This is a genomic window from Chryseobacterium sp. CH21 (assembly GCF_004119445.1).
Lineage (GTDB): Bacteria > Bacteroidota > Bacteroidia > Flavobacteriales > Weeksellaceae > Chryseobacterium.
Genome location: NZ_QICI01000050.1, coordinates 156,489 through 170,932, shown reverse-complemented (window position 1 = coordinate 170,932; position 14,444 = coordinate 156,489). Strand labels below are relative to the sequence as shown.

General features: G+C 35.8%; 14 protein-coding genes and 1 pseudogene. 4 read left to right on the top strand and 11 right to left on the bottom strand.

The window, feature by feature from the left end:
- Positions 1-3: 3 nt before the first annotated feature.
- From BOQ62_RS10670 to BOQ62_RS10625, 11 genes and pseudogenes are all read right to left on the bottom strand, one after another.
- Positions 4-606 carry a MarC family protein gene (locus BOQ62_RS10670; RefSeq protein ID WP_129039339.1) on the bottom strand — a complete coding sequence of 201 codons (603 nt, stop codon included), beginning with the start codon at positions 604-606 and terminating at the stop codon, positions 4-6.
- A gap of 44 nt (positions 607-650) precedes the next feature.
- The gene (locus BOQ62_RS23165) at positions 651-1,043 is read right to left on the bottom strand and encodes a hypothetical protein (RefSeq protein ID WP_228413944.1); all 393 of its coding nucleotides are present in this window, start codon (positions 1,041-1,043) and stop codon (positions 651-653) included.
- Positions 1,022-2,389, bottom strand: coding sequence for a BatD family protein (locus tag BOQ62_RS10665; protein WP_228413942.1), 1,368 nt, complete (start codon positions 2,387-2,389; stop codon positions 1,022-1,024). Before BOQ62_RS10665 ends, BOQ62_RS23165 begins: the two co-directional genes overlap by 22 nt.
- Complete coding sequence (locus BOQ62_RS10660; protein ID WP_105703258.1) at positions 2,389-3,132, bottom strand: tetratricopeptide repeat protein; 744 nt, start codon at positions 3,130-3,132, stop codon at positions 2,389-2,391. Before BOQ62_RS10660 ends, BOQ62_RS10665 begins: the two co-directional genes overlap by 1 nt.
- A 98-nt stretch (positions 3,133-3,230) precedes the next feature.
- A pseudogene (locus BOQ62_RS10655) lies at positions 3,231-4,237 on the bottom strand (vWA domain-containing protein).
- Positions 4,237-5,229, bottom strand: a complete 993-nt coding sequence (locus tag BOQ62_RS10650) for a VWA domain-containing protein (protein WP_129039337.1) — start codon at positions 5,227-5,229, stop codon at positions 4,237-4,239. Before BOQ62_RS10650 ends, BOQ62_RS10655 begins: the two are co-directional and overlap by 1 nt.
- Entirely contained in the window at positions 5,222-6,118 is an 897-nt protein-coding gene (locus BOQ62_RS10645; RefSeq protein ID WP_129039335.1) for a BatD family protein, read from the bottom strand. Before BOQ62_RS10645 ends, BOQ62_RS10650 begins: the two co-directional genes overlap by 8 nt.
- 59 nt (positions 6,119-6,177) lie before the next feature.
- Positions 6,178-7,041, bottom strand: a complete 864-nt coding sequence (locus BOQ62_RS10640) for a DUF58 domain-containing protein (RefSeq protein WP_129039333.1) — start codon at positions 7,039-7,041, stop codon at positions 6,178-6,180.
- A 59-nt stretch (positions 7,042-7,100) separates the two neighbouring features.
- Positions 7,101-7,559: a GNAT family N-acetyltransferase gene (locus BOQ62_RS10635; RefSeq protein WP_129039331.1), complete on the bottom strand. Its 459-nt coding sequence runs from the start codon at positions 7,557-7,559 to the stop codon at positions 7,101-7,103.
- Positions 7,559-8,563, bottom strand: coding sequence for an AAA family ATPase (locus BOQ62_RS10630; RefSeq protein WP_129039329.1), 1,005 nt, complete (start codon positions 8,561-8,563; stop codon positions 7,559-7,561). The genes BOQ62_RS10635 and BOQ62_RS10630 overlap by 1 nt, the downstream gene beginning before the upstream one ends.
- A 285-nt stretch (positions 8,564-8,848) precedes the next feature.
- Positions 8,849-10,156 carry a hypothetical protein gene (locus tag BOQ62_RS10625; protein ID WP_129039327.1) on the bottom strand — a complete coding sequence of 436 codons (1,308 nt, stop codon included), beginning with the start codon at positions 10,154-10,156 and terminating at the stop codon, positions 8,849-8,851.
- A 238-nt stretch (positions 10,157-10,394) separates the two neighbouring features.
- Here BOQ62_RS10625 and BOQ62_RS10620 point away from each other — a divergent pair, with 238 nt between their 5' ends.
- The 4 genes from BOQ62_RS10620 (at position 10,395) to BOQ62_RS10605 (ending at position 14,437) form a co-directional block, all read left to right on the top strand.
- Positions 10,395-11,729 carry a peptide-N-glycosidase F-related protein gene (locus tag BOQ62_RS10620; protein ID WP_129039325.1) on the top strand — a complete coding sequence of 445 codons (1,335 nt, stop codon included), beginning with the start codon at positions 10,395-10,397 and terminating at the stop codon, positions 11,727-11,729.
- 247 nt (positions 11,730-11,976) lie between these two features.
- A complete protein-coding gene (locus tag BOQ62_RS10615; protein WP_047387497.1) occupies positions 11,977-12,450 on the top strand; it encodes a DinB family protein in 474 nt (157 codons plus the stop codon).
- Between the two features lie 103 nt (positions 12,451-12,553).
- A complete protein-coding gene (gene rlmB / locus BOQ62_RS10610) occupies positions 12,554-13,312 on the top strand; it encodes a 23S rRNA (guanosine(2251)-2'-O)-methyltransferase RlmB (protein ID WP_105703252.1) in 759 nt (252 codons plus the stop codon).
- Between the two features lie 3 nt (positions 13,313-13,315).
- Positions 13,316-14,437, top strand: coding sequence for a serine hydrolase domain-containing protein (locus tag BOQ62_RS10605; protein ID WP_129039323.1), 1,122 nt, complete (start codon positions 13,316-13,318; stop codon positions 14,435-14,437).
- Positions 14,438-14,444 lie beyond the last annotated feature (7 nt).

Sequence of the window (14,444 nt, the reverse complement as noted above, 5' to 3'; positions counted from 1 at the left end):
CTCTTAAAAATTAATATAATTCTGCACCAACTGGGCAAAATTTGCGGTGAATAATTTAATTGAAATTGCCAAAAGGATGATACCGAAAACTTTCTGCAGGATCATCAAAGTAGCATCTCCAATTTTCCTTTCCAGCCATTTCGCCGATTTCAGCACCAAATATACGAAAATTGTATTAAGAACTATTCCGAAGATAATATTAATATCATGAAATTCAGCTCTGAGAGATAGTGCAGTTGTTAAGGTTCCCGCTCCTGCAACCAAAGGAAATGCGATGGGTACAATAGATGCAGCCTTTGCTTCTGTTGTTTTATTAATTTCAATTCCTAAAATCATTTCCAGGGCTATGACAAAAATCACAAAAGCTCCGGCAATAGCGAAGGAATTTACGTCTACTCCAATAAGCTTAAGAATTTTATTTCCTACGAACAGAAAAACAATCATAATAAGACCGGCAGTGATTGCAGCTTTTCCCGCTTCAATTTTTCCAAATTTCTGCTGAAGGCTTACTATAATAGGTACTGAGCCGATGATATCAATAACGGCGAAAAGAACCATGAAGCTGGTAACGATCTCTTTAATAGAGAAACCATCAAAAATTTCCATCTCTTTGTAATTAAAAATTTCGCAAAAATATGAAAATAAACTGATTATTTGCTAATTTGTGAATATAAATTAACAATTGTTTTCAAAAGTTCTTCAAGAGCATCAGTAGATTTTACAGGATTGTATTTTTCCATTTGAACCTTCTGTTGCAATTTGCTGTATTCTTCTGCTACTGAATATCCTTTATGTTTTTCAAGAAAAGTCTTAAACTCTGCTGCAGAGCCTTGGAAATACTGGCTTCTTACCTCCTGATCCAATTCTTCCAGTGTCGCAAAGAACTTTTCATACTCTCCGTTATCTTTAAGATTTTCCAGATATCCGAAATAATCATTGATATCCGTTTTCAGTAATTCGCGAATCTCTTTTTCTGTTTCAGCCACTGAACCTAAGGGTTTTGCCGGTACGGTTTCCCTAACTAATGTACGTTTTTTTGCCAATTTTTAAATAATAAATACGCAATAAACAAGCTTACTAGAATGGCAATATTAGTTAAAAGGATACTCCAGTGGAATTTGCTTTTTTCTTTTACTTTAAATGAAGTGGTCTTTAAAACCGGAGTATTTACCGTCTCCAAAAGATTATTGGTATACTCATTTACCTTCTCTACAGTAGAACGGGCTTCCAGAATCTGATCATGAGAAAAAGCATTCAAATTAAGTGTTTTTTGTCCTAAATCTACATATTCTTTGTTTTCAGGATCAAAGAAAGCAAACTGTTCTGTTTTAATGGAAATTGCCCCCGATTTATTGGGAATAATCACATAGTTGGCCAAAATTTCACCTTTCATCCCTGTAGCTCCAGGAGAAACCTTTGTTGTGATTTTCGGAGCAAAAATTTCATAATCAGGAGAGGCTGCAATTTTAGGAAGTTCCATATTGGGTAAGTTACCTTCTCCTGAAACTTTGACTACCACATTCAGAGGTTTTTTTGCTTCCGGTTTTTCTTTGGAAGCATTATATACATTGACATTGAAATTTCCAACGGCATTTTTAAAACACTCCGGAGCACCTTCCGGCAGCTTTCTTACATTAATTTTTACTTTATTGGAAACAATTTTTGTTTTATTAGAATAAGTACTTACAGAAGCTGATACTCCCGGAACTTCCACATATCCTGCTTCATTTGGAAATACCATGAACATCGCCAATACCTGTGAAGGCATATTTCCATATCCGGACGGATCTATTTCAGATTTATCAAAATTGATGGGATGCACATTGATATTGTCCTGCTCAGGAAGGTGAATATTTTTTACTTTTCTAAGATTATCCATACTTCTTGAATATACTCTTAGAACAGCAATCGTAGGCTGATCCTGGTAAACATCACGGTCATCAATCTCCATATTCAGATAAACATCACCGGATGTGTTGGCAGCGAGTGATCTTCGGTCTACAATATCACGGATATTGACATCAAAAGGTTCTGTTTTGTAAATTTTATTATTGACGGTAACCAGAACTGAACCGATCTTTATTTTCCCTTTTTTCTTAGGTTCAAGGGCAATTCTGGATACTTTTTGGGTAATTAAAGTATTGGTAGCAGGATCAATCACAGTGTTGGTAACAGATCCACTTCCTATAATATTAAATTTTGAAAGATCCGGAAGCTGGAAACCAGTCTGCTGAACCAGATCAGTTCCGTTCAGTTCAAGAACAATGGTAAGGTTTACAATATCTTTTCCAGCATACTCAGATTTATCAGCATCCAGCGTAAGATTTACCTGTCCGTAAGTAATTACGGATGCGAGGGTAAGCAATATGTAAATCAATTTGTGCTGCATCACCAATCTTTCTCGTTGCTTTCAGGCATCGAATAAGAATTCTTGTTTAAAATTCTTCTGGCGGTTTCTTTTTCTTTTTCGTTTATTTTATCTAAGATCGCATTTTCAAGATTCTTCGGCATTTTGCCTTCATTATTTTGATTTTGCTTTGGATTATCACCCTGGTCACTTTTGCCTTCATTTTGTGGGCCGTTACCTTGATCCTGCTTCTTGTCTTTGTCGCCTTTCTGATCATCACCTTTGTTCTGATCATTTCCGCCGCCACCTTTTCCTGAGTTATTTTGTTCGTTTTTTTGCTGTTGTTTTTCTTTCTCTTTCAGTTTGGCAATCTCATAATTCTTTCTGGTTACCTCACTGTAGGGATCCTGCTTCAAAGCTTTCTTATAATAATCAGCTGCTTTTTCCGGCTGATTCATCTGCATATAAGCATTTCCTAAATTATGATAAGCGGCCGTTTTATCAGGAAGGGTTTGTGAAAGTTTTTCAGCTTTTTCAAACTCGGCCTTTGCTTCTTCATATTTCTTACTTTTATATAGAGCATTCCCCATATTGTAGTGAGCGGTAAAATCTTTATCATTGGATTTTATCGCTTCCATGTATTTTGAGGAGGCTCCATCATAATCTTTACCGTCAAATTTCTGATTGCCTTCATGAACTAAATTCTTATAGCTTTCCTGCCCAAACAAAATGCCTGAGAACGAAATGGCAACAATAAACGATAAAAATATGATTTTAGTATTCATCACTGCAAAATTATTCCTTTATATGTTAAGAAACAGAGTTTTATTTGTTAAAATCGGTTAAAGTACCTGTAGAATTTCTTCTATAAATAAAAGGAAATCTATACATTAAAATCTTTTTTAGGATTAAAAATATAAATTAAAAAGAAAAACAGAATAGATACTGCCAAAAAATATTGATAATAATGATTGGCATTCTGTGATTTCACCATAGTTTCAGCACCTGCAGATTTTTTATTCACTGCATCTACAATTCTGTCCGGAGCCTCATTGATGTTATTACCGTCAATATAAGTTCCATCTGTAGATTCTGCCATTTTCTTTAAAGCCTCTGTCTGTCTTTTTGAAATAACTGTTCCACCGTTGGTATCGGTCTTATAGCCCATCAGCTGTCCGAATACATATTCCGGAACCGGAGCTCCTTCATCAGTACCAACCCCTACAGAAGTAATGCTTATTCCTTCTTTATTAGCCAATCTGATAGCAGCATTGTCATTTCCTTCGTTATCCTCACCGTCACTTAATAAAATTACTTTTCTGGATCCTTTGCTTACATTTTTAAATTTTTCAGCAGCAGCCTGCATACCTTTCAGAAAATCTGTCCCTTGAATCTGCATTGAATTGGTTTCAATTCCACTAATGTAAGTCTCCGCAGAATTATAATCCGTTGTTAAAGGCATAATAGACATCGCATGTCCGGCAAAGATGACAATACCTACTTTATCATTATTCATTTTCTTCATGGCAGCCAGCATCAGATTCTTAGCTTCCGTAAGACGGCTAGGATCTATATCTTCCGCATTCATAGAATTGGATACATCCAGCATGAAGATCACATTATTTAATTTCTGAGTACTTTTCACTTCTTCAGAACCGTTCAAAAGATCAATAATAGAGAATATCAGAAACAATGTTCCTAACAAATATAATGCAGGAAACAACTTTGTAAATCCCGAACTTTTTTCAAATAAATTATCATGAAACTGGCTGCCTGCAAAAATTTCTCTTTTTTATTTCTCCATTTTAAAAAACGAATCATAAATGAAGCTAACAGCGGCAGAAGCAACAGTAAAAATAAATACCAATAATTTCCTAAAGACCAACTCATCAGCTTAAAATTTTATAAAACACCCATCTCAACAATGCATCCAGCACCAACATTCCTAATGCTATCCAAAGGAATATTTTGAAATATTCTTCATAATTGTACAGCTTTGAAACCTTTACATCAGATTTTTCCAGTTGGTTGATTTCATCGTACACTTCTTCCAGACTGCTGTTTGAAGTAGCTCGGAAATACTTTCCTCCAGTAGTCTGTGCAATTTCTCTCAAGGTATTTTCATCAATGGTAACCTCCGTTTCAGTGAAGATCAATTCTCCAAAGATATCTTGCGAAGTCGGCATCAGAGCATAACCATTGGTCCCGATTCCGATTGAATATACCTTTATATTATTATTTTTCGCCAATTCGGCAGCAAGCTGCGGGGGAATAGCATTCTGAATATTGCTTACTCCATCCGTCATCAGGATAACTACTTTACTTTTGGCTTTGCTTTTAATCAAATGATTCACTGCTACAGAAAGACCTTCTCCGATGGCCGTTCCCGGTTCAAGACCGGCAGAATTCAGGTTTTTAATTTCATCAATAACCACCTGATGATCCGAAGTAACGGGAACTTTCGTAAAAGCTTCTGCAGCATACGCTACTACTCCTATCCTATCATTGGGACGTTTCTGAACAAATTTTACGGCAATATCTTTAAGTGCAGTAATTCTGTCCGGACTTAAATCCTTTGCCAGCATACTTAAAGAAACGTCAATAGATAACATAATATCTACTCCTTTTGTATCATCCCTGTCCTGCGAAACCGTAAAAGTTCTCGGTCTTGCCATGGCAATAATCAAAGCTGAAAGAATGATATACTTTGAAATTTTCAGTAAAAAAAGCACCCCCTGGATTCCTCCGCTGTGATCCATATTTTTTATGGTAGGAACTTTTATACCTTTTCTTTTGCGTCTCCCGGCATCCTTAATTAAAAGTGGGATAAACAGCAGAAAAAGCAATAAGAACCACGGACTGTAAAACTCAAAATTAAACATCCTTTCTTAAGTTTTCGAATTCTAAATCTTTGGATGATCTTTTCACAAAATCTCTGATATTGGCAAAATCTCTTTCCATTGTTTCCTGATCAGGGAATGTTTTGGCAAATTTTACCAAATCCCCCCTAAGGAATACATCTTCTATTATTTTTTCATTGTCCTGCGAGATGGTATTATTCTTTTTCATGACATCAATAAGGTCATCAGTAAGAAGTACATCTGCCGGAAGGCGGTATTGCTTTGTAATAAAGGTTCTGGAAATATCAATCAGTTCTACATAGAACGAACGGAAGTTTCCTCCTTCAATATATTTTTTCTTTTTAAGAGAATCCAGTTCTTTCAAAGTCTGATTGGTAGCCACAACCGGAGTACTCTTCGATTTTCTTCCCCATTTTACAAACATAATAATGGCAATAACCAGTGCAATACCAGCCAACGCTGCAAGGATATAAAACTTGTAAAGCTCCCAATAATCTTTGGGTTCAAGTTTCACTTGCTTATTATTCATAATGTCATTGATCTGATCTGCTTTTTGAGCGGTATTAATGACATCTATTTCGTAGGGAATGGTTTTAAGGATCTTATCCCCCACTTTGAATTCCAGTTCCGGAATGGTAAATTTTCCTTCTTCAAAAACAGCAAATTCAATTTTTCTTTCGTAGGAATTGGCAGTCTGCCCAATGCTGTCTTTGGTTTCTTCAAAATGAAAGGGAAGCAGCTCGTTCTTGGCTGCTGAAGTTACCTGCTGCTCATTAAGGTTATCAATCTTTATGGTAAGATGATTGATCTCTCCTAAAGCAATGGTTTTCTTTTCTACGTTAGAGGATAATATCTGTGAAAAAGCATTCGCACAGATCAGAAAAGATAATATTAAAAGTATTTTTCTCAATGTTACAATAATAAAGGCAAACGCCTCCTGTTTTTTTTAGTTACGGGCTGAACCCGATGTTATTTTTTCTGAAAGTAATTATACAATAATTTTGAATAATCTGAGCCGGTATTGATATTCATAAAACTGGCGGAACTATTGGCAAAATCTTCTTCCAGGGCTCTCAATTTTTGTTTTTGTGCTTCTGCAAAAGTATACCGCCATCTTGCGCTGGAAGTATTGGCCCATATTTCTTTTCCGGTTTCCACGTCATACAGGCGGGCATATCCTACATCAGGAATTTCATTGTCTTTTTCATCATAAATCCTCATTCCCAGCAGCTGATGTTTCTTTGAAGCTACTCTCAACATTTTAGAATCATATTCATCTTCAAAATCCGAAAACAGAAATACCAGAGATTTCCTTTTAAAAATTCCCATCATATATTCCATTGCTTTGTCTATTTTAGATTCTGCCGGAACATAATCTGCAGTCAGAATATTACTGATGATGGAAAGAATATGTTTTCTTCCTTTCTGAGGAGGAATTACTTTATACACTTTATCAGCAAAAAGAATCAGTCCTACTTTATCATTATTTCCGGCTGCTGAAAATCCTAAACTAGCTGCAATTTCGGCTACATATTCTCTTTTCAGCTGAACTTTTGTACCATAATCCATGGAAGCAGAAATATCAACAAGAATCATCATCGTCAGCTCCCTTTCTTCTTCCATTACTTTTACGAACGGCTCACGAAAACGTGCGGTTTTATTCCAGTCGATTCTTCTTATTTCATCTCCAAACTGATACGGACGCACTTCCGAGAAAGTCATCCCCTGCCCTTTAAAAGCACTGTGATATTGCCCCATCAAAGCAGCCTCCGTTTTTTTTCTGGTACGGATTTCAATCTGCTTTACTTTTTTTACAATATCTTTTATCTGCATAGACGAATTCAAAATTCAAGGTTTAAAATTCAAAGTTTAATATTGGGTCGGGTTCAGAGTTAATCTTTAAACTCAATGGAAACATTCGACCACTCGTTATCAAACTTTGTATTGTATTTTTTATAAAAATTAATTGCTGGTTCATTCCAATTTAATACCTGGAAGACCATTCCGCTGTAATCATTGGTTTTACCATATTCCAGCGTAGCATCAAATAATTTCTTTCCTATTTGTTTTCCTCTGAGTTTTTCCGTCACGACAAGATCTTCAAGGTATAACCTTCTTCCCTTCCATGTTGAATATCTGTCATAATACAATGATATTCCAACGATCTCTCCTTCATATTCTGCCACAAAAGCACCCCATACAGGAGAAGTTCCGAAGCCGTCCTTTATAAAATCATCCAGCGTTACTGTTACTTCATGCAGTGCTTTTTCATATTCTGCCAGTTCTCTGATTAAATTCAACATGGGAGTACAGTCCTCACGAACTGCTTTTCTTATTATAACCTCACTCATTACGGTGCCTGGATTTTTGCTAAAATTCTGTTAATAATCTCTTCTGTTGTCACTTCTTCCGCTTCAGCCTCGAAAGTTAGGCCCATTCTGTGTCTTAATACATCTTTTGCAAGTGCTTTTACATCTTCAGGAATTACAAACGCTCTTCCTTTCAGGAATGCATAAGCTCTTGACGCGATAGCAAGGTTAATGGAAGCTCTTGGAGAGGCTCCGAAACTGATGTAGTTTTTAAGTTCAGAAAGACCATAATTTTCTGGATAACGTGTTGCGAAAACCATATCCAGAATATATTTTTCAATTTTCTCGTCCAGATAAATCTGGTTAATCAATTCTTTTGCATCAACAATATCCTGAAGGGCAATCACAGGTTTCACTGTTGGCTGATGGGATGTTGAAACCATTCTCATGACCTGTCTTTCATCTTCAAAAGCCGGATAATCAATAGTACACTTCAGCATGAAACGGTCACTTTGTGCCTCAGGCAGCAAGTAAGTCCCTTCCTGATCAATCGGGTTCTGCGTTGCCAATACCAAAAACGGTTTTGGAAGCTTCATGGTTTCATCACCAATTGTCACCTGTTTTTCCTGCATCACCTCCAAGAGAGCTGACTGTACTTTTGCCGGTGCACGGTTGATCTCATCCGCCAATACAAAGTTGGCAAATACAGGTCCTTTTTTTATGGAAAAATCATTGTCTTTGATATTAAAAATCATGGTTCCCACTACATCCGCAGGAAGTAAATCCGGTGTAAACTGGATCCTTGAAAACTCACCATGAACAGCTTCAGCCAATGTCTTTATCGCAAGAGTTTTGGCCAGCCCCGGTACTCCTTCCAAAAGAACGTGACCATTCCCAAGAAGTCCTACCAAAAGTCGGTCTATCATGTATTCCTGTCCAATAATAACTTTGTTGATTTCCTGTCTCAGAAGAGAAAATAAGTAGTTTTTTTCCTTTACTTTTTCCGTCAATTGGCGGATATCTTCAGCTTGATATATCTCTGACATAGCTTGATTTAAAATAAGTGGTAAATTTCTGATAAATACTTGCATTAATCAACACAATAAATGCTATTTTTGAGTTAAAGTTTGTTAAAAATCCGGGATTAGCGAGATATTTAAAGCTATAAGGCTGAATTTCTTATGTATAAACAAATTCAAAAATTTAAATTATTCTCATCAAATCATCTTTCTGTTTTTTGATATTACTCATAAAAAATGTCACAAAATCTCTTTTGTAACATTTTAAATTTATCATTTTATTTTTTAATCAAAACCTTAATTCTGAATGTTTTAAAGTTTGGTTATTGTAATAGTAAAGATATTTTCAGGTGCATCTGTAGCATCATCATAGGCTCCAACATTTATAAAATAATCTGTTCCTGATACTGATGTAATTGTAAGTGTTTCAGCAGTACCTCCTCCACCGTCGTCTACAGTTCCTGTACATGACAGGTTACTGCAGCTTCCGCTATAGACACCTATCTGCGGATCAAAACTACTACCGGAAGGCATGGTCACCTTAATGGTATACTGAGCGCCATCACCTGTAAGCTTAAACCATGTACCATCATTCATTCCAGTATCTCCATTACTTGTACAAACACTTATATTTCCAGTATTGTTAGTTGTAGATACAGCATCATTCTGAGTATAAGTGTAAGGAAATATTGATGCCGGCAATGCTCCCGTACATGCATCATTTACAGGTATAGGAGGAACTGTTTTAAAAATAAATTCTGAACATCCTGAAGACTGAAGACTTCCTGAAACTGAAGTTACTTTTAAATAATAAGTCGTTCCCGCAACAAGTGCATTGGCAGGCGAAAAACTATTTCCTGATACTGTTTGCTGATTAATAATATCAGTACTTCCGGAACTTGTTCCCAGTGAAATTTTATAGGAAGTAGCACCAGAAACGGGAAGCCAGCTGAAATTGGGAGTTAAAGAAATATTCTGAGCATTATTTACAGGATAAACAACGAAAGGACAGGCTGGGCTGGCACTAGGAGTAAGTCCTGAAATTGTTACAGATGATTTGTAATCCGCTCTTATTCCTCCGGGAGGAGACGCAATATCTACCACTCCGCGGTCTCCTTTATAATACAGCGTTGAATAAGGAACATGAGGATAAACATGAAAAGCTTCATCAAAATTATTAATATCGATATTCGGAGAGTTTTCTTTTGCAGCAACCACCAGATTATCAACATTATTATAACTAAACGGAGTAGTAAAAACAACGTCAACCTTATTATTATTTTTAGTTACAGCTCCTGTGAACACCTGCGTTAGCTGTGCAGCAGGAATCCAGTCTGTACCGGAAGAAAAAGAGGTTTTTGATGTATGCCCAAGATACACCGTCCAGTTTGAAGATTCAATAATTGTTGAGGAGGGATCTATATAAAATGTGAGCCCTGTAATATTACCATCTGCATTGGCATTTAATTCCTGTTTAGGATATATCTGCTGTACATAGGAATAGGAAAAAAAACTGCTTACAGGAGCTACACCAACATTTGAGCTCCCAATGTTGAGATTGATCTGAGCGCTCACTCCTGTAACAATAAAAAACAAAGCTAAAAGTAAAATTCTTTTCATTATTAATAACATTGATCTGGAATACCATGCTAATTTAACAATAAAAACCTTGATTATAACAAATAAAAAAATATTTCATCATTTAATCCGATAAAAACAAGCAAATATTCCAGAAAAACATACCTTAAATTCAAAAACAATAAGCATTTAACAATAAAAATACACAAAGTTCAAAAACAAAAGAAAATAAAATTAATTTTGATACACATTTCATATATTTACACTAAACATCAATAACATGTATAAAAGACTATTCTTTTTCAGTATTTTCATTACCCATCTGGTTTCATCCCAAACGACGATGACAAATTTAATTTCAGATGCCGTCTATTATGATGGCTATGCAGCTACTGTATCTAATCCTGTACCCACTGGTTTGATCAGGCTGAATAATGCCAGATATACAAGAAAACTTACTGATACAGAATTAGATTCTTTCAAAGCTAAAATCGCTATGCGTGTCACAATAGGTGCATTGTGTGATAATTATGACCGTCTTGGTGAAGTTTTTTTAGCTATGGTTCCTAAAAATCAATCTACTTATACCATCAATGATCCTAATGTTAAAAGAATTGAAGTTGGCAGATATATCACTCCTTTCATGAATAAAAACAGAACACCTTCAGAAGTTCCTTATACTTATGACGTGAGTAATTTATACAACATATTTCATGATATTGCCTTACGAAACGCGTATGATCTGTATATGGAATTGGATGTTTTTGGTGTTCCTTATGCTGCTCAAACCCAGGTTTCAGGCTGCTCTGGCAGAATTGATGTTTTTTCAGGAACACTTACTTTTTTTTCAACAGATACAGGTGCTACTCCTACCGACAGCAATAGCCTTGTGCCTATATTAAGTTATAACAGACTCAATAATTACAACAGCACCGATGTCACCGGAGAAACGGTTAGAATTGTTACTTTTAATCTTCCGAACTCTGTTACTAATGCCCGTTTTTTTGTAATTTCTACTCCTCATGGCGCTAATAGCGGTGGTGAAGAATACATCAGAAGACAAAACTATACCTATATAGATGATGTACAGGTTCTCACCTATACACCCGGAGGTATTTCGTGTGAACCCTACCGTGTATACAATACTCAAGGAAACGGAATTTACGGGGCTTCTCCTAAAAGTTTTGCAGACTGGACTTCATGGAACAACTGGTGTCCTGGAAATTCTGTACCTATCAGAGAATTTACATTACCAAGCTTAACTGCGGGTAACCATACTTTGAAACACACAATTCCAACAGCAGTCTTCAATCAACAGCAGGGTGATGTTATGCTATCAGTTTATATGCAGGGAAAAAGCAATGCAACATTGAATGTAAAAGATATTAAAACAGTGGATGTAAATATATATCCCAACCCCACTTCTGACTTTGTGAATTTACAATCTAAAGTAGAAATCAAGTCAATAAGTCTATTCAATATAGAAGGCAGAAAACTTTCTGAAACTTATAATGAGAGCAGAATAGATCTTTCCCAATACAGCACAGGAGTTTATTTTCTAAGCATTGTTTTAAAAGACGGAACCTCCTTTAAACATAAAATCATAAAAAAATAACCGGCTTACAGAGCCTGAAATAAAATAACAAAACCCTCTGTGAAATTTCCTCAGAAGGGTTTTTATATTTATCAAACTATAAAAATAAACGTAAAAACACTCTGATACCAACAAAAATCCGTCAAAAAAACAACCTTAGTTTAATCTTTTTCCGAATAGTTAAAAAATTTTAACTTTAATCCTCTACCCAAAAAAATTGTCATTTCCAGTTTATTAAACTATTTTTGGTGATTAAAAATTTTGCAAAATGAATTATCATTTTCAAGCGCACAGACAGGTAAGAAAGAATCTTTTAGACGTCCTTCAGAATACCTCTCATGAAGATCTGATTCTGATTCCGGACGGTTTCAACAACAATATCTACTGGAATATTGCACATACTGTTGCTACACAGCAGCTTCTGCATTATTACCTGAGTGGAAACCCTTTCCGTATTGATAAATACTGGATTGAAACCTATAAAAAAGGGACTTTACCCAACTTAAATGTTCAGAAATCTGAAGTAGAAGATCTGGAATTTTTACTAACGGAAACTTCGAAGATTTTAATGAAGGATTATGACAGTGATTTCTTCTCAGACTACACTCCATATACTACAAGTTTTGGGATGGATCTGAAAAGTATTCAGGATGCCATTATCTTCAACAATATGCATGAAAGTCTTCACTATGGATATGTGATGGCTCAGAAAAGGGCAATTTTAGGGGAAAAAGGGAGATAGTGAATTTTGCTGTGCAAGTCAATGGTCAAATGTGAATACGCATCGGCCAGATCGACTTACGAAGAAAATTCACATTTTACAACTCACTATTTAAAATAATAAGATGACAGATAAAAAAGACGATTTTATTTTCGGGCTGCGTCCCGTGATTGAAGCCATTGAAGCAGGAAAAACTATTGACAAGATCTTTGTGCAGAATGCACTTCAGGGTCCTATTTATGCTGAATTAAAGGCAATTTTAGCTAAAAATAAAATCCGTCCCAATTATGTTCCGGTTGAAAAATTAAACCGTTTTACAAGAAAAAACCACCAGGGTGTGGTTGCTTTTATCTCGGATGTACCGTTTCATAAGGTGGAGGATATTGTTCCGCAATTATTTGAACAGGGGAAAACTCCTTTTCTTTTGATTCTGGACAGACTTACAGATGTAAGAAACTTCGGAGCAATCTGCAGAACAGCAGAATGTGTAGGAATTGATGCCGTTATCATTCCTGAAAAAGGGGCAGCACCTATCAACTCTGATGCTATAAAAACTTCTGCAGGAGGTATTTATAATATCAAAATATGCAAAGAAAACAATTTGGCACACACTGTAGATTTTCTTCAGCAAAGCGGAATTTCGGTATATGCTGCCAGCGAAAAAGCTCAGAAATTAATCTATGATGTGAACTTCACAGAACCATGTGCTATTGTGATGGGAAATGAAGAAACAGGTATTTCTAAAGAAGTTCTGCATCATGCTGACGAAAAAATAAAACTTCCTATTGAAGGAAAAACTCAATCTCTGAATGTTTCAGTAGCATGTGGAGCGATTTTGTATGAAGCGGTAAGACAGAAAATGACCGTAATACCCAATCCTTAAATCATGAATATAAAAACACTTTTACCATTATTTTTTGCTCCATTCGTTTTGAATGCACAGACAAAAAATACAGCCACAGATAACCGTCTTGTGACAGAACTTGATAAGATGGTTCAGAAAGAAGCACTTGCTTATATGCAAAATCCTGCCCGCGTAGGAATTTCAATAGGTATTATTAGAGATGGTAAAAGTTATTTTTATAATTATGGAACCACAGAAATCGGAAAATCTGAACTTCCGACTTCACAAAGTCTATATGAAATTGCATCTATCACCAAAACATTTACCGGAACCCTTCTGGCACATGCTTCAGTAGATGGTAAAATTAAAATGGATGATGATATCCGGAAATATTTAAAAGAAAATTATCCTAACCTTGAATTTGAAAAGCATCCGATAACGATTGCTAATCTTACCAATCATTCATCAGGATTGCCACAGTTTTTACCGGATCAGTCGGAAACCTTCAAAAAACCGATGGACTCTGTTGCTATGGCACTGGCAGATTTTTATAAAAACTATTCAAAAAAGAAGTTTTATGAAGATCTACATCATGCTAAAATAGATTTTGTACCGGGAACGCAATATAAGTATTCCAATGTAGGAACACAGATTGTGGGAGATATTCTGGAAAATGTATATCATAAAAGCTATGGAGAACTGCTTTCAGAGCACATTACAAAACCTCTGAAAATGACTCACACCATTGTTGGTACGAATTCTACACAGCTATTGACTTGCTATAACGAAAAAGGGAAGGTAATGCCCAGAAATTTCACAACCATTTTTGCTCCGGCAGGGGGAATTCAATCCACTACAGGAGATCTGGTGAAATACATGCAATACCATTTGAATGACAGCGACAAGTATGTAAAAGCTTCACATACTCCTCTTGTGAAGAGTGAAGAGGATAGAATTGGGCTGTACTGGAGAATACATACTTATGAAGACGGAACGCAAACCATTTATCATACTGGAGGTACATTTGGTTTTTCAAGCATCCTTCAGATCTATCCTTCAAAAAATATGGGAGTGGTAGTGTTGTCTAATGAATCGGATGGTGAATCTCAGGGGATATTACAGGATATTGCCGATAATATATTAAGAAATAGTAGTAAAAAATAAAGTTAAA

Coding starts and splice junctions, on each gene's coding strand:
- BOQ62_RS10665 (WP_228413942.1), bottom strand. CDS start 2,389: ATGCAGCACAAATTGATTTACATATTGCTTACCCTCGCATCCGTAATT.
- BOQ62_RS10615 (WP_047387497.1), top strand. CDS start 11,977: ATGAATTATCATTTTCAAGCGCACAGACAGGTAAGAAAGAATCTTTTA.
- BOQ62_RS10670 (WP_129039339.1), bottom strand. CDS start 606: ATGGAAATTTTTGATGGTTTCTCTATTAAAGAGATCGTTACCAGCTTC.
- rlmB (WP_105703252.1), top strand. CDS start 12,554: ATGACAGATAAAAAAGACGATTTTATTTTCGGGCTGCGTCCCGTGATT.
- BOQ62_RS10635 (WP_129039331.1), bottom strand. CDS start 7,559: ATGAGTGAGGTTATAATAAGAAAAGCAGTTCGTGAGGACTGTACTCCC.
- BOQ62_RS10605 (WP_129039323.1), top strand. CDS start 13,316: ATGAATATAAAAACACTTTTACCATTATTTTTTGCTCCATTCGTTTTG.
- BOQ62_RS10640 (WP_129039333.1), bottom strand. CDS start 7,041: ATGCAGATAAAAGATATTGTAAAAAAAGTAAAGCAGATTGAAATCCGT.
- BOQ62_RS10625 (WP_129039327.1), bottom strand. CDS start 10,156: ATGAAAAGAATTTTACTTTTAGCTTTGTTTTTTATTGTTACAGGAGTG.
- BOQ62_RS10630 (WP_129039329.1), bottom strand. CDS start 8,563: ATGTCAGAGATATATCAAGCTGAAGATATCCGCCAATTGACGGAAAAA.
- BOQ62_RS10650 (WP_129039337.1), bottom strand. CDS start 5,229: ATGTTTAATTTTGAGTTTTACAGTCCGTGGTTCTTATTGCTTTTTCTG.
- BOQ62_RS10660 (WP_105703258.1), bottom strand. CDS start 3,132: ATGAATACTAAAATCATATTTTTATCGTTTATTGTTGCCATTTCGTTC.
- BOQ62_RS10620 (WP_129039325.1), top strand. CDS start 10,395: ATGTATAAAAGACTATTCTTTTTCAGTATTTTCATTACCCATCTGGTT.